At 65.2% G+C, this 21,778-nt stretch carries 21 protein-coding genes and 1 riboswitch; of the genes, 10 read left to right on the forward strand and 11 right to left on the reverse strand.

Features of this window, described 5'->3' with window-relative positions:
- Window position 1: 1 nt before the first annotated feature.
- Window positions 2–1,663, reverse strand: coding sequence for a diguanylate cyclase domain-containing protein (locus ACS7SF_RS21360; protein WP_439894124.1), 1,662 nt, complete (start codon window positions 1,661–1,663; stop codon window positions 2–4).
- Window positions 1,664–1,967: 304 nt separating this feature from the next.
- Here ACS7SF_RS21360 and ACS7SF_RS21365 point away from each other — a divergent pair, with 304 nt between their 5' ends.
- The 3 genes from ACS7SF_RS21365 to ACS7SF_RS21375 are packed head-to-tail and all read left to right on the forward strand — an operon-like array spanning window position 1,968 to window position 4,344.
- On the forward strand, window positions 1,968–2,843 hold the full coding sequence (locus tag ACS7SF_RS21365) for an ABC transporter substrate-binding protein (RefSeq protein WP_439894125.1): 876 nt from the start codon (window positions 1,968–1,970) through the stop codon (window positions 2,841–2,843).
- A gap of 53 nt (window positions 2,844–2,896) precedes the next feature.
- The gene (locus ACS7SF_RS21370) at window positions 2,897–3,580 is read left to right on the forward strand and encodes an amino acid ABC transporter permease (RefSeq protein WP_439894450.1); all 684 of its coding nucleotides are present in this window, start codon (window positions 2,897–2,899) and stop codon (window positions 3,578–3,580) included.
- Complete coding sequence (locus ACS7SF_RS21375) at window positions 3,577–4,344, forward strand: amino acid ABC transporter permease (protein WP_439894126.1); 768 nt, start codon at window positions 3,577–3,579, stop codon at window positions 4,342–4,344. Before ACS7SF_RS21370 ends, ACS7SF_RS21375 begins: the two co-directional genes overlap by 4 nt.
- Here the strand turns inward: ACS7SF_RS21375 and ACS7SF_RS21380 are convergent.
- On the reverse strand, window positions 4,337–6,439 hold the full coding sequence (locus ACS7SF_RS21380; protein ID WP_439894127.1) for a hypothetical protein: 2,103 nt from the start codon (window positions 6,437–6,439) through the stop codon (window positions 4,337–4,339). The genes ACS7SF_RS21375 and ACS7SF_RS21380 overlap by 8 nt on opposite strands.
- A gap of 209 nt (window positions 6,440–6,648) precedes the next feature.
- Here ACS7SF_RS21380 and ACS7SF_RS21385 point away from each other — a divergent pair, with 209 nt between their 5' ends.
- Window positions 6,649–8,130, forward strand: coding sequence for an AMP nucleosidase (locus ACS7SF_RS21385; protein ID WP_426399653.1), 1,482 nt, complete (start codon window positions 6,649–6,651; stop codon window positions 8,128–8,130).
- A 131-nt stretch (window positions 8,131–8,261) separates the two neighbouring features.
- A complete protein-coding gene (locus tag ACS7SF_RS21390; RefSeq protein WP_439894128.1) occupies window positions 8,262–9,809 on the forward strand; it encodes a M20/M25/M40 family metallo-hydrolase in 1,548 nt (515 codons plus the stop codon).
- Between the two features lie 74 nt (window positions 9,810–9,883).
- On the opposite strand, the gene ACS7SF_RS21395 is transcribed toward ACS7SF_RS21390, so the two are convergent.
- Both ACS7SF_RS21395 and ACS7SF_RS21400 read right to left on the reverse strand, forming a co-directional pair.
- Window positions 9,884–10,105 carry a hypothetical protein gene (locus ACS7SF_RS21395; RefSeq protein ID WP_439894129.1) on the reverse strand — a complete coding sequence of 74 codons (222 nt, stop codon included), beginning with the start codon at window positions 10,103–10,105 and terminating at the stop codon, window positions 9,884–9,886.
- A gap of 118 nt (window positions 10,106–10,223) precedes the next feature.
- A complete protein-coding gene (locus ACS7SF_RS21400) occupies window positions 10,224–11,015 on the reverse strand; it encodes a phytanoyl-CoA dioxygenase family protein (RefSeq protein WP_439894130.1) in 792 nt (263 codons plus the stop codon).
- A 349-nt stretch (window positions 11,016–11,364) separates the two neighbouring features.
- Between ACS7SF_RS21400 and ACS7SF_RS21405 the strand changes: the two genes are divergently transcribed.
- Entirely contained in the window at window positions 11,365–11,877 is a 513-nt protein-coding gene (locus ACS7SF_RS21405; RefSeq protein ID WP_021193017.1) for an acyl-CoA thioesterase, read from the forward strand.
- Window positions 11,878–12,046: 169 nt separating this feature from the next.
- On the opposite strand, the gene ACS7SF_RS21410 is transcribed toward ACS7SF_RS21405, so the two are convergent.
- The 4 genes from ACS7SF_RS21410 to ACS7SF_RS21425 form a co-directional block, all read right to left on the reverse strand.
- A complete protein-coding gene (locus tag ACS7SF_RS21410; RefSeq protein ID WP_439894131.1) occupies window positions 12,047–12,871 on the reverse strand; it encodes an alpha/beta fold hydrolase in 825 nt (274 codons plus the stop codon).
- Between the two features lie 12 nt (window positions 12,872–12,883).
- The gene (locus ACS7SF_RS21415) at window positions 12,884–13,216 is read right to left on the reverse strand and encodes a hypothetical protein (RefSeq protein WP_439894132.1); all 333 of its coding nucleotides are present in this window, start codon (window positions 13,214–13,216) and stop codon (window positions 12,884–12,886) included.
- Window positions 13,217–13,353: 137 nt separating this feature from the next.
- Complete coding sequence (locus ACS7SF_RS21420; RefSeq protein ID WP_439894133.1) at window positions 13,354–14,136, reverse strand: sulfite exporter TauE/SafE family protein; 783 nt, start codon at window positions 14,134–14,136, stop codon at window positions 13,354–13,356.
- Between the two features lie 113 nt (window positions 14,137–14,249).
- On the reverse strand, window positions 14,250–15,026 hold the full coding sequence (locus ACS7SF_RS21425; RefSeq protein ID WP_439894134.1) for an NAD(P)H-dependent oxidoreductase: 777 nt from the start codon (window positions 15,024–15,026) through the stop codon (window positions 14,250–14,252).
- Window positions 15,027–15,111: 85 nt separating this feature from the next.
- Between ACS7SF_RS21425 and ACS7SF_RS21430 the strand changes: the two genes are divergently transcribed.
- Window positions 15,112–16,005, forward strand: a complete 894-nt coding sequence (locus ACS7SF_RS21430; protein ID WP_439894135.1) for a LysR family transcriptional regulator — start codon at window positions 15,112–15,114, stop codon at window positions 16,003–16,005.
- A gap of 27 nt (window positions 16,006–16,032) precedes the next feature.
- On the opposite strand, the gene ACS7SF_RS21435 is transcribed toward ACS7SF_RS21430, so the two are convergent.
- The gene (locus tag ACS7SF_RS21435; protein WP_439894136.1) at window positions 16,033–16,479 is read right to left on the reverse strand and encodes a GNAT family N-acetyltransferase; all 447 of its coding nucleotides are present in this window, start codon (window positions 16,477–16,479) and stop codon (window positions 16,033–16,035) included.
- 301 nt (window positions 16,480–16,780) lie between these two features.
- A riboswitch (cyclic di-GMP riboswitch) is annotated at window positions 16,781–16,862 on the forward strand.
- Between the two features lie 60 nt (window positions 16,863–16,922).
- On the opposite strand from ACS7SF_RS21435, the gene ACS7SF_RS21440 reads away from it, so the two are divergent.
- Both ACS7SF_RS21440 and ACS7SF_RS21445 read left to right on the forward strand, forming a co-directional pair.
- A complete protein-coding gene (locus ACS7SF_RS21440) occupies window positions 16,923–17,777 on the forward strand; it encodes a spherulation-specific family 4 protein (RefSeq protein ID WP_439894137.1) in 855 nt (284 codons plus the stop codon).
- A gap of 134 nt (window positions 17,778–17,911) precedes the next feature.
- Complete coding sequence (locus tag ACS7SF_RS21445) at window positions 17,912–18,994, forward strand: calcium:proton antiporter (protein WP_439894138.1); 1,083 nt, start codon at window positions 17,912–17,914, stop codon at window positions 18,992–18,994.
- Window positions 18,995–19,051: 57 nt separating this feature from the next.
- Here ACS7SF_RS21445 and ACS7SF_RS21450 read toward each other — a convergent pair whose 3' ends face one another.
- Both ACS7SF_RS21450 and ACS7SF_RS21455 read right to left on the reverse strand, forming a co-directional pair.
- Window positions 19,052–20,431, reverse strand: a complete 1,380-nt coding sequence (locus tag ACS7SF_RS21450) for an FAD-containing oxidoreductase (RefSeq protein ID WP_439894139.1) — start codon at window positions 20,429–20,431, stop codon at window positions 19,052–19,054.
- A 190-nt stretch (window positions 20,432–20,621) separates the two neighbouring features.
- Complete coding sequence (locus ACS7SF_RS21455) at window positions 20,622–21,047, reverse strand: hypothetical protein (protein ID WP_439894140.1); 426 nt, start codon at window positions 21,045–21,047, stop codon at window positions 20,622–20,624.
- A 195-nt stretch (window positions 21,048–21,242) separates the two neighbouring features.
- Here ACS7SF_RS21455 and ACS7SF_RS21460 point away from each other — a divergent pair, with 195 nt between their 5' ends.
- Window positions 21,243–21,764: a DUF1697 domain-containing protein gene (locus ACS7SF_RS21460; protein WP_439894141.1), complete on the forward strand. Its 522-nt coding sequence runs from the start codon at window positions 21,243–21,245 to the stop codon at window positions 21,762–21,764.
- Window positions 21,765–21,778 lie beyond the last annotated feature (14 nt).

Genomic DNA, 21,778 nt, shown 5'->3' on the forward strand with positions numbered 1-21,778 from the left:
TTCACGCCCCACCAGAAACACTGCGCAACCCCGGCGCCCCGTGATGAAAACGGAACGTATTCCGCCCGCCGCGCTTGGCCTCATACAACGCCATATCCGCGCGCTCGAACAACGCGTCGAGACGCTCGTCGCCCGGCGTGAACGTCACCGCGCCGGCCGATAGCGTGATGTACGGCACCACAGCAGACGCCACATGCGGATGCGCCCGCGCCGCCACCGCGCCCACCATGCGCGCTACTGCGCGGTGTGCCTCGTCCACCCCCAGGTCGAACAGCATGGCCGCGAATTCCTCGCCGCCCACGCGTGCGATGAAGTCATCCGGGTGATGGCACGCGGCGCCCAGCGTCTCGGCCACCATGCGCAGGCACTCGTCGCCCTGCAGGTGCCCGTAGGTGTCGTTGTATTGCTTGAAGCAATCGATGTCGAACAGCGCCAGCGTGACGGAGCGGCCATCGCGGCGTGCGTGGTCGAGCAGGCGCGGTGCCTGTGTCTCGAAAAAGCGGCGGTTGAAGAGATGCGTCAGCGCGTCGCGGTTGACGTCGTTTTCCAGCAGGCTGAGCTTGGCTTGCGTGCGCTGCAACTCGCCGCGCAGCGCATGCTGGGCGCTGGCCATACCGGCACGCTGCAGCTGTTCGACCGTCACGTCGCGCAGCAGCAAGAACACGCCGACATGGCGATCGCGCGCATCGGTCAGGCCCTCCAGGGTGATCTCCAACGTGCGCCCGGTCTGCGGCAGCCACACCTGGTGGCGCTGCTGGTGCCGATTCTGCAGGCGCGTGCGCTCGAACTCGCGCAGGATGGTTGCCACCTCCAGCTCAGCGGGCGGGGCCGCATACAGCCGCGCCGTGGGCAGCAGATGGCGGGCGGCAGCATTGATGCTGGCGATGCTGCCGTCGGCCGCCAGCACGATGCAGCCATCCCGCATGGCTTCAACGATCTTGCCGCGCGCATAGACAGCGGTATCGCGCAGGCGCGGCAGCAACACCAGCCAGCCCAGCAACAGCGTGCTGAGCGCGAAGGTGGCGGGCGTGAGGTCGCCGCCCAGTGCGGTGGTCCAGCGCTGCAGATACGCCAGATGCGCCACCAGCGGCAGCAACTGCCCGGCCAGCAGCGCCAGTCGCACGCGCGTGCGCGACATGCCGTACAGCGCAGTGACGGCCTCGCTGGCCGGCAAGGTCAGCAGCACAAGGCTGAGGCCCAATAGCAGGTAGTTGTAGGCCGTGCCCACCCAGAAGATCCGCCCGTGGTCGAACACGGCACGCTGCACGCCGTCGATGACGACAAAGCGGGCGTCCAGCCAGACCAGGTGATGCAGTTCATTGGTAGCGACCAAGCCGAGAAACCCAGCTGCCAGCAACAACGCCGCCACCCAGCCCAGGCGCACCGCCGGCAACGCGTTGCACTCCGGCCGTGTCAGGCCCACCACCATGCGCAGCCACGCAGCCGGCACGATCATGATGCCGATATAGGCCACCTTGGCCCAGCCCACACGCACCGGCATGTCAAAGCTGACCACCTCCATGAGCCGCGCCCCGCTCCACAGCGCGCAGCCCAGGGCGAGCAGCATGAACGCGGAGACCTCCGGGTCATCGCGGCGGGGCCATGACAGGCCGATCAGCGCGATGGAAACGAGCGCGGCGCAGGCCAGTGCAAAGATCAGCATGATCCGCCCACCCCGCGCGCAGGACGTTGCCGGCGCAGGCTGTGGCCAGCCGGTGTATCCACGTTGACTCCCCGTTCGTTGTTGTTTTTGCCGTGTCGGGCGCCGCGGGTCATGACAAACCGCAGGGCGCGCGCTCGACCAGTCGTCAAGCGCTATCGGCGCAAATTGTAAAAACTGAAGCCCCGTAAGGGGCCGCAGGCAGCCTGCCATGGTGCCTGGCGCATATCGATCTGCCAACGAATTCGTTTGCGCGGCGCAGCAATCGCCCTACGCTTGGCCCCCTCAAAATCTTCTGGGGGTCGGTATGCAAGCAGGTTTTTCGACGCGTTTCTCGTTGCAGGCGCTGGCGCGTGGTGCACGGCAATCGGTGGGCGCGGTCATTGGCGCAGCGCTGGCCGCAGCGGTGCTGCATGCGCCGGCCGCCAAGGCGGACCGCCTCGACGACATCAAGAAGGCCGGCGTACTGCGCGTGGGCGTGTTCGACGCCAACCCGCCCTTTGGCTACGCGGATGCGAAGACTGGCCAGCCGGTCGGCCTGGATGTCGATTACGCCCAGGCCATCGCCAAGAAGCTGGGCGTGAAGCTGGAACTGCGCGCCACCAACCCGGCCAACCGCGTGCCGCTGCTCACGTCGGGCAAGGTCAACATCGTGGCCGCCAACTTCACCATTACGGACGAGCGCAAGAAACAGATTGAATTCAGCACGCCGTACTTCGCCAGCGGCCTGCAGTTCATTGCCAAGAAGGGCTTCCTCAAGCAGCCGGAGGATCTGAAGAAAGACGGCATCCGCCTGGGCGTCAACAAGGGCACCACGCAGGAAACCACCCTGCGCGAGGGCTACCCCAACGCGCGCGTGATTGCGTATGACGATTCCCCGCTGGCCTTGACCGCGCTGCGCAGCGGCGCCATCCAGGCGTTCGCGCAGGACGGCGCCAAGCTCGGCGCGTTGCTGGCCACGCTGCCCAATCGCAACGAGCTGGAGATCTCGCCGTTCGTGCTCACGCGCGAGTACATGGGCATCGGCATCCCCAAGGGGGAAACGCAACTCACGGCCACCGTCGACCAGATCCTGCAAGGCCTGGAGAAAGACGGCACCGCCGCGCGCATCTATGACCGCTGGTTCGGCCCGAAGAGCGCTGCGCCGCTGCCGCGCGACTTCATCATCGGCAGCACCAAGTGAGCTTGAGCTTGGCTGCGCTTCTCCAGCCCTTGCCGCCGCGTTATCTCGGCTGGATGCTGGAGGGCTTTGGGATGACGCTGTTGGTATCGGCAGCCGCCATCGCCGGTGGGCTGGCGATGGGCCTGCTGCTGACGGCGCTGCGTGCGAGCGCCCAGCCGTGGTTGCATCTGCCGGCACGTGCGCTGGTCGCCTTCCTGCGCAAGACACCGCTGCTGGTGCAGCTGTTTTTCTGGTACTTCGGCGCGGCGCAATTGCTGGGTGAACACGTGGTCGGCGCCATCACGGGCTGGACTGGGATTGCCCTTGGTGACTGGAAGCTGCCCGCGCCGTCATTCGAATTCCTGGCGGCGGCGTTTGGCATTGCCCTGTATGCGAGCGCGTTCTTCTCGGAGGAATTGCGTGCCGGCATCCGCGCCGTGCCGCGTGGCCAGCGTGAAGCGGCGCTGTCGCTGGGCTTCACGCCGCGCGCCGCATTTTTGCGCGTGGTGCTGCCGCAGGCGCTGCGCGTGTCGGCGCTGCCGCTGCTTGGGCAGTGCGCCAACACCATCAAGAACACCTCGCTGGCCATGGGCATCGGGCTGGCGGAACTCTCTTACAGCGCGCGGCAGGTGGAAACCGATACGCTGCTCGCGTTCCAGGCCTTTGCCGTGGCCACGGTGTTGTATGCCGTGGTGATCCTGCTGCTGCAGTGGGCCGCGCCGATGGCCCTACGGCGGTGGCGATGGGTGGCGGCATGACGGCAGACACCGTATTCCTGCACCTGCGTTACCTCCTGGTTGGGCCGTATCCGAATGGGCCGCTGGCCGGTGCCGCGCTCACGTTGTGGATGGCACTGCTGGCCTGCGTGACGGCCACGGCAATCGGCGTAGGGGCTGCATTGCTGCTGGACCGGCTCGACAGCGCACCGCGCCTGCGTGGTCTGTCACGTCTATTGCGCGGGCTGCTCGCCACGTTGCGCGCCATTCCCGTGCTGATGCTGATGTTCTGGGCCTACTTCCTGATCCCGATGGCGCTGGGCGTATCCGTGCCGGAAACCACCACGGTTGTCACCGCGCTCGCCGCTGTGGGTGCTGCCTACATCGCGCAGAGCATGGAAGCCGGGCTGCGCGCGGTCGGCACCGGCCAGCGCAACGCCGCGCTCGCCCTGGGCATGCGGCCCGCACAAGTGCTGCTGACGATCGTGTTGCCGCAGGCTTGGCGCATCATGCTGCCGTCGCTGGCCAACCAGTGGGTGTCAACGGTCAAGGACACATCGCTCGCTTACATCGTGGGTGTGGTGGAGTTATCGACTGCCGCCAGCCAGGTCAACAGCCGCACGGTGGCCTACCCGGCCGAAGTGTTTGGGGCGGTGGCGGTGCTGTACTTCCTGCTGTGCAGTGCCATCGAAGTACTGCCGAGGTGGTTGCATGCCGGAACACCGTACGTGCAGCCCGTGCGCGCGTCGCGCTGGCAACGCTTCTTGCGCTGGCGCGCGCGTCCCTCGGTCGGGGCGGTCAGCTAGGCGCCTGCATCCGTTCAAACAAGGCATTCAATAACGTCGGCCCCACGGCGGCACGGTGCACCTTCGCATCGGTATGGCCCAGGGCGTGCATGACGGCCTCCCAGCGCGGCCCCAGTTTCTTTTGCTTGGCCGTTTTGAGGTGCACCTTGGCAAAGTCGTTGAACCGCATCGCCTGCAACGCGGCGGGCTCCACTGGTTCCGAGGTATGCACATGCACAAACAGCGGTGCGGCAGGCCGCTGATTGGAAAAGGCCTTGGGCTGGATGCCGATCTCGAAGACGGTGCCCCGATTGCCCACATCGCCCGCAGCCGGCAGGCGAACCGGCGCACCGACATGCTCGATCTGCCCGCCCTTCAACAGCCGGTCCAGATGGTTGGATCTCGGCAGGGCATCACGCTTGAGTTCGTCGGCTTCCCAAGCATTCAGGTGTTGCTCCATCAAACCAAAGGCCTGAAGGCGTTCCGCCAATTGCGCGATGCGCGTGTCACCCGCCGGTAGCGATGCCCGCGCACGCTGCAGCGCGGCCGCCTCGCCAAACCAGTTACGCACCGATGCGCGCACAAAGTCGACGGTTTTCACGGCATCACGACGCGGGTCCCGCATGGCCGTCTCGATACTGCTGGTGTCCTTGCCGCTTGTGCGTGCCGCAGCGACGACATCATCCACGCTACGCGCGCCGATCAGACGGTCTGTGGGGTACTTCTTCAGCAGCGTATCCGCGTGCTTCTGGGCATCGATACGCGGGTCAGCGGGGGCAGCAGCCTGTGCGGATGCCGCTGCGGGCGTGGGCTTCGGCGTGGACTGCACAACCGGGCGCTTGCCCTGTTTGCGCGACTTGCGGCTTGTGCTTGCCGAAGGCTGGGGCTCGGCTTCCTTGAGCGCGGCGGCCACAGGTAGCCAGTCGTCCAGCGGTGCAGATGCCGCAGGCTTGGGGCCGGCAACGCTGTCGCACAAATCTTTCAGGATCGCCTGGTAATCGCCAATCGCGTGGGCAAGGTCGAGCACGCTCTTCCATAGGCCGGCGTTGTCGTTCATTTCGATCCGGTCCGCCGCCTCCAGGCAGAGTGCCGTCCCGACCTGGTCCAGGTTGTGGCGAAACGCCTCGACGTCCTGGACGCAGGCTTCCAACCTGTCGGCGGGCAAGCGGCCGACAGCGCTGGCAGGTCCGGTGCGCGCCATGGCAACACTGTGGTCATGCAGATCGAGCAGTGCGTTGCCGGTGGTTTCACGTCGATAGCTTGTTGCTGCGACAAATTCACGTGCCAGCAGGACGGCATTGAAAGCCTGCGTCTTGTTGACCAGATCAAAGAACCGGTCTCCACGCTTGTCGACTGCAGCGCCCAGGGACGCACGCATCAAGCGGTTGTACAGGCACAGGCCTTCGTTGAGCCCGCCCAGCATCGGCCGGAGCTTATCGCGAACGGCACGCGGCGTATCGGCGCTCTTGCTGCGCTGGACGGTATCAGCCACAACGGCCTGAAACGCCTTGAGCACGTCAAGCTTGCTGTCCAATGCATCCTTCGCATGCTGGCTGCCGATGCCTATCCGCATGCGATCCAGCGCCTGGATGCCGGACATCGCTGCGGTGGCGCGATTGGACAGCAGATCGGCCTCCACCTTGTGAGGGTTGGCAAGATGCCCCTGCTGTTTCAGTTGTGCAAACGCTTCCAGCCCCTCATTGGCCGCCTTCACGCCCCCCGCCGCGATGTCCACCTGCCGCAGATGGCTTTCCACATTCTGCTGCCCCGGGTGCTGCATCGCGCCGATCATCACCCCGGCAAGCGCCTTGCCGGTGGCAGCGCCCATCTTGAGCGCCTTGTCCAATTGCTGCTTCAGGTCATCCACCGGCAAGGTTGACACCGCCGTCTGCGAGGGCAGGTTGACGCGCCTTGACAGGCCAGAACCCGACGCCCCGGGTGCACGCCCTGACGCACCAGGTGCACGCCCCGGCGCATTGGCAGCGCGGCCCCTGCTTCGCCGCGTGCTCGCGGGCTGACTTTCCGGCGTGGCGGCGCCCGCACCGGTCTGGGTAGCTACAGGGTCGGGCGACGTCGCGCGCGAGAGCGGGCCCGAATGGATGCGTCCTGCGTCCATGGCGGTCTTTCCTTCATCAAGGTGCTGTGGCAGGCCGATTGGTCCGGCCAGTTCGAAGAGCGTCCAAGCTAATCACGCCACGCGCCACGCCATCCCATGCCACCGCGAACCGGGCGCCTTCAGAGCGAAATCGAAAAGGCCGTGTGAAGCCGGGGTGGCATCTCCATAGCGGTATCTATCGGGCACAAAACGCCGGTATCATCGAAAACATGACTGATACCCGCGCCACCACCCATCTCTATCCCGCGCACGACCTGGCGATCTGCACCGACGCCAACACCGCTGTCGAGCGCATCACCGCCATCTACGAGCGCTCTGCGCAGGCGATCCGCGAGCGCTTCCACGCGTTTGCGCGCGGGGAGGATTGCAGCGAGGACCTCTCCGCCTGCTACCCCTACCTCGGCATCACCGTCGACCCGAAAACGCTGGTGAGCGACGCGCGGCCGGCATGGGGCACGGTGGCGTATCCGGGCGTGTATGGCACCACGCTCACGCGGCCGGATCTCTTCCGCGAGTACTACCGCGGGCAGATCGAGCGCCTGCTGCACTATCACAACAGCCCCGTGGTGGTGGGCGTGAGCAACCGGCCGATTCCGCTGCCCTTCGTGGTGGAAGCCTCCACCGTCGACATCACGCCCGAGCAGGCACGCGCGCTGGGCGGCGCGTTCACGCTGCCCGATCTGTCGATGATTGACGACTCCATCGCCAACGGCACCTACCGGCCGGTGGGCGACGAGCCGCAGCCGCTGTCGATGTTCACCGCCGAGCGCGTCGACCTGGCCCTGCAGCGGCTGTATCACTACACCGCCACGCACCCGAAGCACTTCCAGCGCTTCGTGCTGTTCACCAACTACCAGCGCTATGTCGATGAGTTTGCCGCCCTTGGCCGCAAGCTTATGGAAGAAGGCAACGACGAGGGCTACGTGCGCTTTGTCGAACCCGGCGACACCGAACACGAACTCGGCATGCCGGCACCCGATGACGCGCACCGCATCAAGGGCCTGCCGCAAATGCCGGCCTACCACCTGGTGCGCGAAGACAAGTTGGGCGTGACGCTGGTGAACATTGGCGTGGGCCCGTCCAACGCCAAGACTATCACCGACCACCTGGCCGTCTTGCGCCCGCACTGCTGGATGATGATCGGCCACTGCGGTGGCCTGCGCCGCTCACAGCAACTCGGCGACTACGTGCTCGCCCACGCCTATGTGCGCGACGACCACGTGCTCGACCAGGATCTGCCGCCGTGGGTGCCCGTACCGCCCATCGCCGAGATTCAGGTGGCGCTGCAAGAGGCCGTGGCCCGCATCACGGGGCTCTCGGGCGCGGACATGAAATCGCGCATGCGCACAGGCACCGTGGTGTCCACCGACGACCGCAACTGGGAGCTGAAGTACCAGGCGCTGTACACGCGCTTCAACCAGTCGCGCGCGATTGCCATCGACATGGAAAGCGCCACGATTGCCGCCAACGGCTTCCGCCTGCGCGTGCCCTACGGCACGCTGCTGTGCGTATCGGACAAGCCGCTGCACGGCGAGTTGAAGCTGCGCGGCATGGCCAACCTGTTCTATCGCCAGCGTGTGAGCCAGCACTTGGATATCGGCATGGAAGCCGTGCGCCTGCTGCGCGAGAACGGCGTGGAAACGCTGCACTCGCGCAAGCTGCGCAGTTTTGACGAGCCGGCGTTCCGGTAACCCAGCACATCGAACGGCATGCCTCGGGCGGGCGCGTATTGAAACGCTACCGATCCCGAGGAAATGCGGGTTGGCAAAACGATGGCATGTCTGCAGACTGCGATCGTTCCCAGCCACCCGCGAGTGTTCCCATGCCCCTTCCGTTCGCCCCTGCCCGAAAACTGCCCTACATCGCCGCGCTGCTGACGCTTGGGGCCACGAGCCTGACCGCCGCCGCTGATCTCTCGCCAGCGGATGCCGAACGCTACGCGCAGGCCACCTACCGCGACTACTTCGAACTGCTGTCCCTGCCCAATGACGCCATCGCGCCGGAAGACATCCGCAAGAACGTCGCGTGGCTGGAACAGGCGTTCCGCAAGCGCGGCTTCACCACGCGGCAATTGGCAAACGACGGCAAGCCGATGCTCTTCGCCGAGTTGCCGAATGCGGACCCTGCGCGCAAGACCGTGCTGTTCTACATGCACCTCGACGGCCAGCCGGTGATTCCCGCGCAGTGGGCGCAGAAGAGCCCGTGGACACCCGTGCTCAAGCACAAAACGGCGCAGGGCAACTGGGAAGACATCGATTCGGCACAGCTCTTCAAGGGGCCGCTGGACCCCGAGTGGCGTGTGTTCGGCCGCGCTTCGGCCGACGACAAGGGCCCGATCATGATGATGCTGGCCGCCATCGACGCGCTGAAGGCCACCGGCGGCCAACCAGCGGTCAACGTCAAGGTAATCCTCGACAGCGAGGAAGAGAAAGGTTCACCGTCGATCAGCAAGATCATGCAGGCCAACCATGACCTGCTGCGCTGCGACGCTATCGTCATCCACGACGGCCCCATGCATGCGACTAACCTGCCGACGCTGGTGTTCGGCAACCGCGGGGCCGCCGAGGCCAAGCTCACCGTCTACGGCGGCAAGGTGCCGCTGCACAGCGGCCACTACGGCAACTACGCGCCCAACCCTGCACAGCGGCTGGCCACCCTGTTGGCCAGCATGAAGGATGACCAGGGCCGCGTGACGGTGCCGGGCTATTACGACCACGTGAAGATCAGTGAGGCCGACCGCAAGATCATGGCCGCCGTGCCCGATGACGAGGCCGCGCTTAACAAGCGACTCGGCATCGCGCACGCAGACAAGGTCGGCGCGAACTACCAAGAGGCGATGCAGTACCCGTCATTGAACGTGCGCGGCATGGCCTCCGCCGCGGTGGGTGACAAAGTGGCGAACATCGTGCCCGACAAGGCCGTCGCCGAGCTGGACTTGCGCACCACACCCGACTCCAGCGCCGCCTATCTCGGCAAGCTGATCGAACAGCACATCGTTCGCCAGGGCTACCACCTGGTGAAAGACGCGCCCACCGACGAAGAGCGCAGCCGCTACGACAAGCTCGCCAGCTTCTCTTACCAGAGCGAAGGCGCAGACGCCGCAGGTTCGCCCATCGACGCTGCCGTGGGCAAATGGGCGTATCAATCGCTGACGGACAGCTTTGGCGCCACGCCCGCGCCAGTGCGCATCCGCATGATGGGCGGCACGGTGCCCACGGCAGAAATCGTGCGCGTGCTGCAAGTGCCGTTTGCGATCATTCCACTGGTGAACGCCGATAACAATCAGCACGCCGCCAATGAAAATCTGCGCATGGGCAACTACGTGAGTGGTGTGCGTACGATCCACAGCCTACTGACGCATCCGCTTTGACGATGTGAGCGGATCGCGCACAGCAAAACGCCCGCTGCATGGCGGGCGTTTTCGTGACTGGTGTCACCGGTACGCTAGTGCGACAAGCTGGATAACCGATGCTCGGCCAGCAGCACGCTGGCGCTCAGGGCAAGCTGGGCGGATACAAAGCCCTCGGGCATCTCGATGTCTTCCCAGTCGCAGACGACATGGCCTGCCCGGCAGACCTGGAAACGCGCCGTCCAGCGGCGGTCGTCACGTTGCAGCGGATCAATCAGGATCACATTCTGCCCGTGAGTCACTTCCTGAATCGCCATGGTTTTCCCCGTCTGTCGTTGTTGGACGTCCACCTTAGCAAAGGCACGTGACACAAATCTGTCCGCCGGCCACCTACAAACGGGTGAAGGCAAACGTTGGAGCCCCACGGGGGTCACCTCAGCCGACCAGCGGATCGGGGCGCGCAGAGGATCGCGTATTCGGCAACGGATGGTTGTCCGGCCCGTAGTAAGTGAACACGGCGGAGAACTTGACCGCACCCGTCTGGTTGGCGCGGGCGGCGTGGAAGGTGTTGCAGTGGAACAGCAGCACATCGCCCGGCAGCAGCGGTACGGGACGCGCCGTGTCGATCAACTCGCGGTTTTCGGGCATGTCGGGGCGCAGGAAGAGTTTCTCGTCGAAGCGCTCGGCGGGCAGCTCGAGCGTGTGGCTGCCAGGGATCACCCACAGGCAGCCGTTGTCGACGGTCTCTTCGACCAGCGCCAGCCACGATGACACCAGCGCATTGCGCGCGAACGACCAGTAGCGGCTGTCCCGATGCCAATGCGTGGCTGTGCCAAACGCCGGGTGCTTGGTCATCACGCAGTTGTGGTGCGCGAGCGAAAGATGCACCGGGCCGCCGATCAGTTGTGCGATGGCGCCCGCCACGCGTGCATCACGTGCCCATTCGGTGTACGGCGTGCCGCGTGAATCCGCATCCAGCAAGCGGCGCACGGTGTGGCCGCCTTCGGCCTCGCGCGAAGTCGGCGCACCGGCATAACCGACATCCGTTTCCAGTTCCACCGGCGCCACCGTATGCGCCAGCGCATCCTGCGCGGCGGACAGCAATGCGGCGCACTCCCGCTGGCTGGCCAGCCCACGGAGCACGAGGTAACCGTGTTCGTTGAAAAAGGCTTGCTGTTCAGCAGAAAGCGGATGCGCGTGTTGGGGCTTGGAGGCAGGCGCGGTCATGGCGGAAGGGTCGGTCGGAGACGGCGAAAGACAAAGAGTGTAGCGCGCCGCCCCTCCACGTGCAGACCCGGTGCTACATCAAAGCCGCCGGGCCTGCGCAGGATCAAACGATGTTCACGCCAGCAGCAGTTCAGTCATGGTTAGCGCGCCGTTGATCTGCTCGGCAATGAAACGCACCTTGCTGCCGACCCGCACCTTGGTCAGCATGACCGAACCCACTGGTGTAGCGCGATGCCATCAAATTTCGCGCAATACCGCACAAGATGCGCCGGGCACGGCACAATGGCACGCTACTGCGTACCCATTTCTGCGCACCGCTTTTCCCCATCCTTTCTGTTTCAACGCCCCCATGAATACGCAATCCCACCAGCTCAGCATGACCGTGCTGATGACGCCCGACATGGCCAATTTTTCTGGCAATGTGCACGGCGGCCACATTCTCAAGCTGCTCGACCAGGTCGCCTATGCGTGTGCGAGCCGCTATGCCGGCCGCTATGTGGTGACGCTATCGGTAGACCAGGTGGTGTTCCGCCAGCCGATCCACGTGGGCGAGCTGGTGACGTTCCTGGCGTCGGTCAACTACACCGGCCGCACGTCGATGGAAATCGGGATCAAGGTGGTGACGGAAAACATCCGCAACCAGGTCGTGCGCCACACCAACAGCTGCTACTTCACCATGGTGGCGGTGGACGACGACGGCAAACCGGCCGATGTGCCGCCGCTCACGCCAGCCAACGCGGAAGAAAAGGAACGCTTTGAGGCTGCCCAGCAGCGCCGCGCCCTGCGCCAGGAAATGGAAGCGCGGCACAAAGCCATCAAGGCCGCCTATGGCACACCGGGTACATCGGATACCGTCAGCTAAAAAACACGGGCACCAACGTTGCCTGCCTACGCAGTCAGCAACGAACGCCAAACGGCGTGGCGCCGCGATCGGGCATCGTTATCCACAGGCTTACCCACCGTTTCTGTGGATAACGCCCGGCGCTTGCGCAAACCCCCTCAGCCACGCGTAAACCCGGCAGACGATCGCCTCAACCGGCCGCGCCACCATCGGCACCCAAATCGTGCAGAAAGGCGAGCACCGCGTCGTTGAACAACGCCGGGCGCTGTAGCGGCGCAAAGTGGCTCACCCCCGGCAACTGCACCAGCCGGGCGCCGGGAATGGTCGCCGCAAGATACTGCGCGTGCTCGGGCCGGATGAACTCGTCGTGCTCGCTCTGCACAATGGTGACGGGCACGCGGAGGGACGCCAACGCCCGTGCTGTGGCGTTCGGCTGCGTCTGCATCATCTCGGTGACGGCGGCGACAAAGGCATCGAAATCGCCGGGTGTGGCAGACAAGCCTGTGTAGTCCTGCCGATGGCGGCGAAAGCAGCGGTCGATGACGGGCGTGGGCTGGAAAGGTTTGGCCCCGCTTGGGTCCATGTTGCAACCAAAGAAGAACACGCCGTTCACCCGCTCGGGTGTCTGCATGGCGAGCGTGAGCGCAGTGCAGGCGCCATCGCTCCAGCCAATGCATGCGGCGCGCTCGATGCCGATGGCGTCCATGACGGCGCCCACATCGGCGGCCATGCGTTCGTAGGTGTAGGGCTGCGCATCGCGCGTGCTGCGGCCATGGCCGCGGCTGTCGATCACGATGGTGCGATAGCCTACGGCTAGCAGCGCCGACACCTGATACCCCCAGTTGCCGCTATGGCCCAGGCCGCCGTGCAGCAGAATCACCGGCGCGCCGACACCGAAGGTTGCGTACCAGAGGCGCGCGCCATCGTGCTCGACATAGCCTTGCTGCGCAGCGGCGGGCAACGGGGTAGCGCCGTGGGCTTCGAAGTGCATCAGATCATCGTCGAAAGTACCCACGCCAATCTCCTGTCAGCCCGCGTAACCCAGCGCCGCAAACTGCTGCTTGAACCACCAGTAGCACAGCGCTGCCATCACCCCGAAAACCGCCACGAGCCCCCAACCGATGGGCGTCAGGCGCTTGTTCTGCGCGTCGCGATAGGCCAGCTTGTCGCCGCCCACCAGAAACGCCAGCCCGAAGACCAGGCAAGCCGGCACCAGCACCATCGCCTTGAGCGAGTAGCGCACTGATGGCGCGCCGGCCTGGGCCTCATGCAGCGGGCCGAGAATGAAGAACCAGCCGATTGCGGCGCCAAGAATGAGCGTCAGCACGCCTCCCAGACGGGTCTTGAGATCTTGAGACATGGGAATTCCGAGAGGTAGATGGACCGGCGGTGTGGGATCAGGCCGCCGGTATGCCCGCGAGAATAGGCAAGCCGCCGCAGCGGTGCAACTTCTGTTAAGGGCGTTAACACTCGCTCCCCCTCTTCACGAAAGCGTGGTCACGCTGGTTTGACCAGCAACATCACCAGCGCCATGCCCAGCAGCACAGCACAAAACGCCAACCGCAGGCGCAGCGCAGAAAACCGGTGCGCCAGCGCCACACCCCAAGACACGCTCGCGATACCGCCAATGGCCAGCGGCACACCCGTGCCCCAATCGACGTGCCCCGCTTGGGTATACGTGGCCAGCGCGATCAAGGTGCCCGGCACCACCAGTGCGAGCGCCATGCCTTGTGCGCGCGTCTGCTGCATACCGAAAAAGGTCACCAGTGCCGGCACCACCACCAGCCCGCCACCCACGGTAAAGACGCCCGACATGGCGCCGCTGGCAATGCCCATCAGCGGCAGCGCGGCGGTGGGCATGGCGTGCGGCGTCGCGTCGGCTTCGTGCGCGGTACCGGCCTTGTCCTTGAGTTGCGAGGCAAAGTACAACGCCAGCGCGATCAAAAATACCGCAAACGCCGTATGCAGATGGTGCGCGTCCAAGCCGGCCGCAAAGCGCGCGGCCACATACGTCGCCGCCATCGAAAACACGCAGATCAGCGCCACCGAGCGCAGATGCACCGGATGCCGCTGGTGATACCGCAGAAAGCCGATCAGCACGTTGGGCGCAATCATCACCAGCGCGGTGCCCTGCGCCAAGTGCTGATCCATGCCGTACAGATAGCCGAGGATGGGGATGGCAATGAGCCCGCCACCAATGCCCAGCAGCCCGCCCGCCACACCCAGGCCCATGCCGAGCAGCAAGTTGATCAGACCGGTGAGGGCCACGTGAGACGTCATGCCAGCGTGCGATGCAAGGAAGGAAACCCGGACGGAGAAACAAACACGGCGGCGCGCCATGTTGAACACAGCGCGCCGCCGGAAGGTCGAGCGGGAAATTGTAGCGTCTGCGATTAAGCGATGTGCGCGGCGAAGCCGGATTGGTTGGCGGCAACGTCTGCGCGCAGCGTCAGCGCGGGAATCTCGTAGTCGCCAGCGTTCTGCCGGCGGAACGGAATCGGCGCGGTGGTGAAGAGCGTATCGAGCCGCTGGCCGAGCGCTTCCGTCATCTGCGCGAAGCGCGCCGCGTCCATGCGGCCGGTACGGTAGGCCACGAACGGCGGCAGCACATCAAAGCCGGGGTAGTACAGGATGCCGTGCTGGATCGGGAACAGGAGGTTGTCGATCGGGCCGTTGATGCCGCGCGCGCTGTAGTGCGATTCCCAGCCGCCCGTGGTGACAACCAGCATGGCGCGCTTGCCGGCCAGCGTGCCTTCGCCGTAGCGGTCGCCCCAGTGGGTGTCGGAGTGCTCGCCCACGCCATAGGCGAAACCGTAGGCATACACGCGCTCGACCCACCCCTTGAGGATGGCTGGCATCGAAAACCACCACAGCGGGAACTGCAGGATCACCGCATCGGCCCATTGCAGCTTGGCTTGCTCGACGGCAATGTCGGCGGCTTGCAGGCCATGCTCGAAGGCGTACTTGGAATCGAGCGATGGATCAAAGTGCGGACCAATCGGCGCAACGGTGCTGTCGGCTGCATCCAGCACGGCCTTCCATTGCATGGCATACAGGTCAGACACCTGCACAGTGTGGCCCGCGGCCTCCAGGCGCTGCACGGCAAAATCCTTGAGCGCGCCATTCAGCGATTTGGGCTCCGGATGGGCATAGACGATCAGAACATTCATGGTGGCAACTCCCAGATGAGATGACCCCAGAATGCAGGCGGCGCAGGTATATTGGAAATGAATGTTCAATATTCCAGCCATAGCCATGAATAATCTCAGACGACTGGACCTCAACCTGCTCGTCACGCTCGATGTGCTGCTGACCGAGCACAACGTCACGCGTGCGGCAGAGCGGCTGAACTTCTCGCAGCCCTCGGTGAGCGTGCATCTGGCCAAGTTGCGCGCCATCTTTGGCGACCCGCTCCTGCTGCCTGGCCCACGCGGCATGCGCCCCACCGCACGCGCCGAAGCGCTGCGCGAACCGCTGCGGCAAGCACTCGAAGCGCTGGAGCAGGCCGTCGCGCCTGCCAGCCCGTTCGAGCCCGCCCGGGCCACCAACACTTGGCGTGTGGCAGCGACCGACTACGGTGAATCCACCATCGTGCTGCCCGCGCTCAATAGCCTGCGCGCGACCGCCCCTGGCACGCGGCTGGCCGTGCTCGAACTGGTGCCGCCGCGCATCGAAAAGCAGGCAGAACAAGGCGAGATCGACCTGGCCTTCCACACCACGGATGGCGCGCCGCCCGGCCTGCGCCGCCGCACGCTCTTTACGGAGCGCTACGTACTGGTCGGCCGCGCTGGGCACCCGCGCCTCAAGCGCAAGCCCACACTTGCGCAGTTCTGCGCGCTCGACCACGTGATCGTGTCACCCGATGGCGGCGGCTTCTTCGGCGTAACGGACGACGCGCTCAAGGCCGCCGGGGCCAGCCGCCGCGTGGCGCTATCGGTGCCGCACTTTCTGTTTGTGATGACGGCGGTGGCCAGCACCGACTTGGTGGCGATGCTGCCGGAGCGGCTCATGCACGGGGCGACTGCGTTACAGGCCGTCGAACCGCCCGTGGAAGTACCGGGATATGAGATGTCGATGCTGTGGCATGAACGCGTGCATCGAGACCCGGCCCATCAGTGGCTGCGGGACATGATTGCCGGGGCGATATAGGCTGCGGCCCTAAACCGGTCGCCCCGCCTACCGCAACTCACACCGCATGCACAACGCCGACGTGCGCTCTGCATTGCGGAAGACCGCCGAGGCTCGCACTTCCGGCGGCGCCTTCTCGGCGGGAAACAATGAGAAACCCCAGCGCGCAAAGTACGTCGGCGCGGTCGTCGTCAGCAGATAGGCTTCGCGCGCGCCCAGGCCACGCGCCCGCAGCAGCAGCGTTTCGATCAGCCGGCTGGCGACGCCGCGATCCCGGTAGACCGGGTCCACTGCAGCCGAGCGCACCACGATGGCCCGGCCGCCCTGCTCTGCCGCTGCGCAGCCGATGATGCGGCCCTTGTCCAGCGCCACATGAAAGGCCTCGATGCTGTCCTGGGTGTCGTCCGCCGGCAGCCCGCAGCGCCGGAGGAGCGCGGCCACCTCGCTCCAGTCGTCTGGGGATGCCTGGCGTAGCTGGATCTCGTCGGTTTGCATGGTGGATGGTGTCTCCGTGAGCGCCCTCGCAGGCAGGACGTTGCTGCGGCACGCTTTTCTGACCATCCAACAATATAGGTGTTGGCTTTGCCGGCGTCAGCGTGTTTTGGGTGGGGCGGCACCGGCCCCAACGCGAAACATCCATGCGTCTTTTTCCGCACGTCAATCGTCGGCATAGCGGATAGGCATGCGGCGTCGGTTTCCGACAACGTTCACAATCATTGACTGTGTGTTTGCGCAATCTGTGTTTGCCGGAAAGTGACGCCCCCGGTAGAGTCTTTGCCCAATGGGCCTTGGCCCAGGAGCAGTTTGGCAAAACCGGAGCGATCCGGCGACGCAAAGCTATAGGGACTTCCATCGGGGGAAGTCAGCCAGTTGCCCGTTGACCTGCAATGGCGGCGGGCCAATTGACACGCAGATTCAGCGTGATCAGGAGGCACACCATGAAAACAACGAAAACAGGTGGGCGCACGCCCACATTTGCCGCAGCATTCGTAGCATCGCTGGGGGGCAGTGCAAAGGCCAAGCTGGCGCGCATTGCATGTTCCGCCATGGCCCTGGTGGCCGGGGCAATTGCCGGCGCGCCGCTGGCGCAGGCCGAAGGGCTGCTGGTGCCGGCGTATATCTATCCGTCTGGCACCGGTGCGACGCAGTGGAACACGCTCGCGTCCACAGCCAAGACGGTGCCGACCACCGTCATCCTCAACCCCAACAGCGGCCCCGGCACCACGCAAGACGCCAACTACGTCGCGGCGGTGGCCAAGGTACGTGCCGCGGGTGGCAAGGTGATCGGTTATGTGTCGACCTCGTACGCGCAGCGGCCGCTGTCGGCCGTGGTGCAAGACATCAACACGTATCAGGCGCTGTACCAGATCGACGGCTTCTTCATCGACGAGATGACCGACGATAGCGTGAGCTCGAACGTCCAGTTCTACCAATCCGTCTACAACTACATCAAGGGGCTGTCGACGGCCTACACCGTCACGGGCAACCCGGGCACCAACGTGCCGGAGATCTACGCCAGCCTGCCGGTGGCCGACCAGCTCGTGGTGTTTGAAGACGCCGCCAAGTACTACAAGTCGTACGCGCCGCTGGCGTGGCAGGCTAACTACCCGGTCAGCCGCTTTGCGCACATCGTCTACAGCGCCTCTTCCACTCAGATGCCGACGTTTGTGAAGAACGCGTCCGCGCTGGGCGCCGGCTCGGTGTATGTCACCTCCAAGGGGCTGCCGAACCCATATGGCGCATTGCCGGGCTATTGGAGCCAGGAAGTGTCGGCCGTCTCTGCCGCAAAATAATCGCCGCAAAATGATGTGAGGTTTTGCCGCCGGGGCAAGGAAATCCCGGCGCATGCTTTATAGTCGGGGCCACATCCGCACCCCTCCGCCCGCTGCTGCTCGCGGGCCTTGAGGACAACAACAAGGAGAACTCCGTGGCCCTGACTTCCAACAAGCTGCCTGCCTGGACCATCGCCGGCCCCGTGTTTGCGTGGGCGGTCCTGGTGGCCGGCTCGCTTATGACACCGCCTGGCTGGTTGATCGCGCTGATGGGGCTGGCGCTGGCCGGCGCCGTTTTCGCCGCCGTGCACCATGCCGAGGTGGTCGCGCACAAGGTGGGCGAACCGTTCGGCACGCTGGTGCTGGCCATTGCCGTGACGGTGATCGAGGTGGCGCTGATCGTCTCCGTCATGCTGTCGTCCGGGCCGGAGAAGGCCGGATTGGCACGCGACACGGTGTTCGCGGCGGTCATGATCATCTGCAACGGCATCGTCGGGCTGTGCCTGTTCGTGGGCGGCCTGCGCCACCGTGAGCAAGCGTTCCAGGCACCGGGCGCCAACGCCGCGCTGGCCGTGCTGGCTGCACTGGTGACGTTGACCATGGTGCTGCCGAACTACACCAGCTCCACACCGGGGCCGGTGTTGACGTCGTCGCAGCTCGGCTTTGCGGGGGTGACGTCGCTGGTGCTGTACGGCTGCTTCGTGATCGTGCAGACCATCCGCCACCGCGATTACTTCCTCGCTGAAGGCTCGAACGAAGACGTCCATGCCCCGCCGCCGCCCACACGCATCGCGCTGGCCAGCACGGTGCTGCTGATGGTGAGCCTGGTGGCCGTGGTGGGTCTGGCCAAGATCCTGTCGCCGTCGGTGGAGGCGGCGCTGCTGAGCGCGGGCGCACCGGCAGCGGCGGTTGGTATCGTCATCGCGGCGCTGGTGCTGTTGCCTGAAGGTCTGGCGGCCCTGCGTGCGGCCAATGCCGATCGTATTCAGACCAGCCTGAACCTCGCGCTCGGTTCTGCGCTTGCCAGTATCGGGCTGACGATTCCCACCGTAGCGGCTGTGTTCATCTGGATCGGCCGGCCGTTGGAGCTTGGCCTGGGGCCCAAGGAGATGGTCCTGCTCGTACTCACGTTGATCGTGTCTGCGCTCACGCTGGGCAAGGGCCGCACGACCATTCTGCAAGGCGTGGTGCACCTCGCGATCTTTGCGTCGTACCTGTTTCTGTCGATCGTGCCCTGAGCGGCACGTCGGCTGCAACCTGCATTCGGGCGCCTGCGGGCGCCCTTTTCGTTGGTGCTACGGCACCGGCTGCATCTCCTGCAACAGCGTCGGCACCAACTCGGACACGGTCGGGTGGATGTGCATGGCGCGGCTGATCGTGGTGTAGGGTGCCTTGGCGTACATCACGTCCAGCAGCGCATGCACGACTTCATCCCCGCCCACCCCGAGGATGGACGCCCCCAGAATCTCATGGCTCTGCGCATCGACCACCACGCGCATGAAGCCCGCGCTCTCGCCCTTCTCCACGGCGCGCCCGACACGCGTCATCGGGCGGTGTCCCACCAGCAGCTTGCGGCCGGATTGCTTGGCCTCCGCCAGCGACAGTCCGATACGCGCCAGCGGCGGATCGATGTACATCGCATACGCGGCAATGCGGTCCGACACCTTGCGCGGGTCGTTGTCGAGCAGGTTGGCCGCAACGATCTCGTAATCGTTATATGACGTGTGCGTGAAGGCACCGCACCCATTGCAGTCGCCCATGGCCCAGATACCCGAGACGTTCGTGCGCAATTGCTCGTCCACGCGGATATATCCGCGCGCATCGGTTTCGACGCCGGCCTTGTCGAGCCCGAGATCATCGGTATTGGGCACGCGCCCGACGGCCATGAGCAGATGCGAGCCTGAGACCTCGCGCGCGCCGCCGCCACAATCCAGCCCGACCACCACGTTGTCCGCCTCGCGCCGCACGTGCAGGCAATCGGCGCCAACCTGCACATCGATGCCTTCGGCCTCCAGAATCTCGCGCACCGCCTGCGAGACGTCTTCATCCTCGCGCGCAATCAGGCGCGGACCTTTCTCGATGATGGTCACGCGTGCGCCAAAGCGCCGGTACATCTGCCCGAACTCCAGCCCTACGTAGCTGCCACCGATCACGATCAGGTGCTCGGGCAGAACGTCCACGTCCATCATGGTGGAGTTGGTGAGATAGGGCACTGCATCGAGCCCCGGCATGGACGGAACCAACGCGCGCCCACCGACGTTGATGAAGATGCGCTCGGCCTCCAACACGTCATCGCCCACGCGCATGGTGCGGGCGCTCTCAAAGCGCGCGTGCCCCTGGAAGACCGTGCCGTGCTCGAGGCCGCGCACCCACTGCTCGACGCCATGGTTGGAGCGGCCGGAAACCTCGTCCTTGCGCGCCTTCACGCGTTGCATATCCACCGTGACGGGGCCATTGATGACCACGCCATAGTCGGCCGCACGCCGCGCCATGTGCGCCGCATAAGCGCTCGCTACGAGCGTCTTGGTCGGAATGCAGCCGGTGTTGACGCACGTGCCGCCAAAGCGGCCGCGCTCGACGATCGCAACCTTCATGCCCGCGGCGGACAGGCGCGCGGCCAGCGGTGGCCCAGCCTGGCCGGTGCCGATGATGATGGCGTCGAAGCGTTGCGTCATGGCAGCCTCCTGGGTAGCAGCATCGATCCATGGTAGACCGCCTGCGCGGGAACGGCAGGCGGAACCACAACCACGCTTCAACGATGTGCTGGAGGAAGCCGTGCGCGTTGCACGCAATCAGCCGAGCGGCTGATGCAAGGAGGGCAAATCTACGCAACCGGGAGCACATGGGCTCCCAGCGCAGGTCACATCAATGGCGATGATGCTTGCCGTGACGACGGCGACCATGATCGCCATGGTCCGAGTACGAATTGCGCTGCACGTTGCCGCCCAGTGCCGCACCCGCGCCGCCGCCCAGGCCCGCGCCAACGATGCCGCCCGCGCGACCGCCCATGGCGTTGCCCGCAGCCGCGCCCACGCCGCCGCCCAATGCACCGCCCACAATCGCGCCCTTGCGCTCGCGGCCGTTCGCCGTCAACGCGCCGCCGGCACCGCCGCCAATCGCACCACCCACGATGGAACCGGTCTGGCCGCCGATCGCACCACCCACGGCCGCACCACCCGCACCGCCCAGTGCGCCTCCCAGCGCATTGTGCAAATCATCGGCGGCTGCCGGCAGCGCCGTCAGGCCTGCGAGCGTTGCAATGACCAACGTCGGGGCAATTTTCTTCAACATGGTGAGTTCTCCTGATTCGCAAATGCCGGATGCACGCCCCGTTTGGTGGGCTCACCCTGGCTCAATGGATGTGCGGCGGAGAATACCGGGCGCATGGCGTCTCGGGTTATACATTCCCGTCAAACCAGTAACAAAATGTATTCAAATTTGGGCGATTGCTCAGTTGACAGACAAAACAAGGAGATTTTTCGCCCTATGCCGACCTATGTCGCCTTTCTGCGCGCCGTGAATGTTGGCGGTACCGGCAAGCTGCCGATGGCCGACCTGCGCGCCATGTGTGAATCCATCGGCTTGACGGGTGTGCGCACCTACATTGCGAGCGGCAACGTGGTGTTTCAGAGTCGGCTGTCAGAAGCCTCGGTCAAGGCGAAGCTCGAGCGCTGCCTGGAGGACTACGCCGGCAAGCCCGTCGGCGTAGCGGTGCGCACGGGGGCGGAACTGGCGGCGGTGCTGGAGGCGGTGCTGGAGGCGAATCCCTTCAAAACTGCAGCACCCAACCGCACCGTCGCCATTTTTCTGGATGCCCCACCGCCCGCTAACGCATTGGCCGCCGCCACGGGCCGCAAGACCGAAGAGATGGCGCTGGGCACCCGCGAGATCTTCGTGCACTACGGCGACGGCATGGCGGACTCCAAGCTGAAGATTCCCGCGGCAAAAACCGGGACGGCACGCAACATGAACACCATCGCCACGCTGGTTGCGTGGGCGATGGGGTAAATCAGGGAAAGACG

It is taken from the genome of Ralstonia sp. 25C (assembly GCF_051904805.1).
Taxonomy (GTDB): Bacteria; Pseudomonadota; Gammaproteobacteria; order Burkholderiales; family Burkholderiaceae; genus Ralstonia.

Excerpts from the sequence above, each read along its gene's own strand:
- ACS7SF_RS21360 (WP_439894124.1), bottom strand. The coding sequence starts at position 1,663 with ATGCTGATCTTTGCACTGGCCTGCGCCGCGCTCGTTTCCATCGCGCTG.
- ACS7SF_RS21365 (WP_439894125.1), top strand. The coding sequence starts at position 1,968 with ATGCAAGCAGGTTTTTCGACGCGTTTCTCGTTGCAGGCGCTGGCGCGT.
- ACS7SF_RS21370 (WP_439894450.1), top strand. The coding sequence starts at position 2,897 with ATGCTGGAGGGCTTTGGGATGACGCTGTTGGTATCGGCAGCCGCCATC.
- ACS7SF_RS21375 (WP_439894126.1), top strand. The coding sequence starts at position 3,577 with ATGACGGCAGACACCGTATTCCTGCACCTGCGTTACCTCCTGGTTGGG.
- ACS7SF_RS21380 (WP_439894127.1), bottom strand. The coding sequence starts at position 6,439 with ATGGACGCAGGACGCATCCATTCGGGCCCGCTCTCGCGCGCGACGTCG.
- ACS7SF_RS21385 (WP_426399653.1), top strand. The coding sequence starts at position 6,649 with ATGACTGATACCCGCGCCACCACCCATCTCTATCCCGCGCACGACCTG.
- ACS7SF_RS21390 (WP_439894128.1), top strand. The coding sequence starts at position 8,262 with ATGCCCCTTCCGTTCGCCCCTGCCCGAAAACTGCCCTACATCGCCGCG.
- ACS7SF_RS21395 (WP_439894129.1), bottom strand. The coding sequence starts at position 10,105 with ATGGCGATTCAGGAAGTGACTCACGGGCAGAATGTGATCCTGATTGAT.
- ACS7SF_RS21400 (WP_439894130.1), bottom strand. The coding sequence starts at position 11,015 with ATGACCGCGCCTGCCTCCAAGCCCCAACACGCGCATCCGCTTTCTGCT.
- ACS7SF_RS21405 (WP_021193017.1), top strand. The coding sequence starts at position 11,365 with ATGAATACGCAATCCCACCAGCTCAGCATGACCGTGCTGATGACGCCC.
- ACS7SF_RS21415 (WP_439894132.1), bottom strand. The coding sequence starts at position 13,216 with ATGTCTCAAGATCTCAAGACCCGTCTGGGAGGCGTGCTGACGCTCATT.
- ACS7SF_RS21420 (WP_439894133.1), bottom strand. The coding sequence starts at position 14,136 with ATGACGTCTCACGTGGCCCTCACCGGTCTGATCAACTTGCTGCTCGGC.
- ACS7SF_RS21425 (WP_439894134.1), bottom strand. The coding sequence starts at position 15,026 with ATGAATGTTCTGATCGTCTATGCCCATCCGGAGCCCAAATCGCTGAAT.
- ACS7SF_RS21430 (WP_439894135.1), top strand. The coding sequence starts at position 15,112 with ATGAATAATCTCAGACGACTGGACCTCAACCTGCTCGTCACGCTCGAT.
- ACS7SF_RS21435 (WP_439894136.1), bottom strand. The coding sequence starts at position 16,479 with ATGCAAACCGACGAGATCCAGCTACGCCAGGCATCCCCAGACGACTGG.
- ACS7SF_RS21440 (WP_439894137.1), top strand. The coding sequence starts at position 16,923 with ATGAAAACAACGAAAACAGGTGGGCGCACGCCCACATTTGCCGCAGCA.
- ACS7SF_RS21450 (WP_439894139.1), bottom strand. The coding sequence starts at position 20,431 with ATGACGCAACGCTTCGACGCCATCATCATCGGCACCGGCCAGGCTGGG.
- ACS7SF_RS21455 (WP_439894140.1), bottom strand. The coding sequence starts at position 21,047 with ATGTTGAAGAAAATTGCCCCGACGTTGGTCATTGCAACGCTCGCAGGC.
- ACS7SF_RS21460 (WP_439894141.1), top strand. The coding sequence starts at position 21,243 with ATGCCGACCTATGTCGCCTTTCTGCGCGCCGTGAATGTTGGCGGTACC.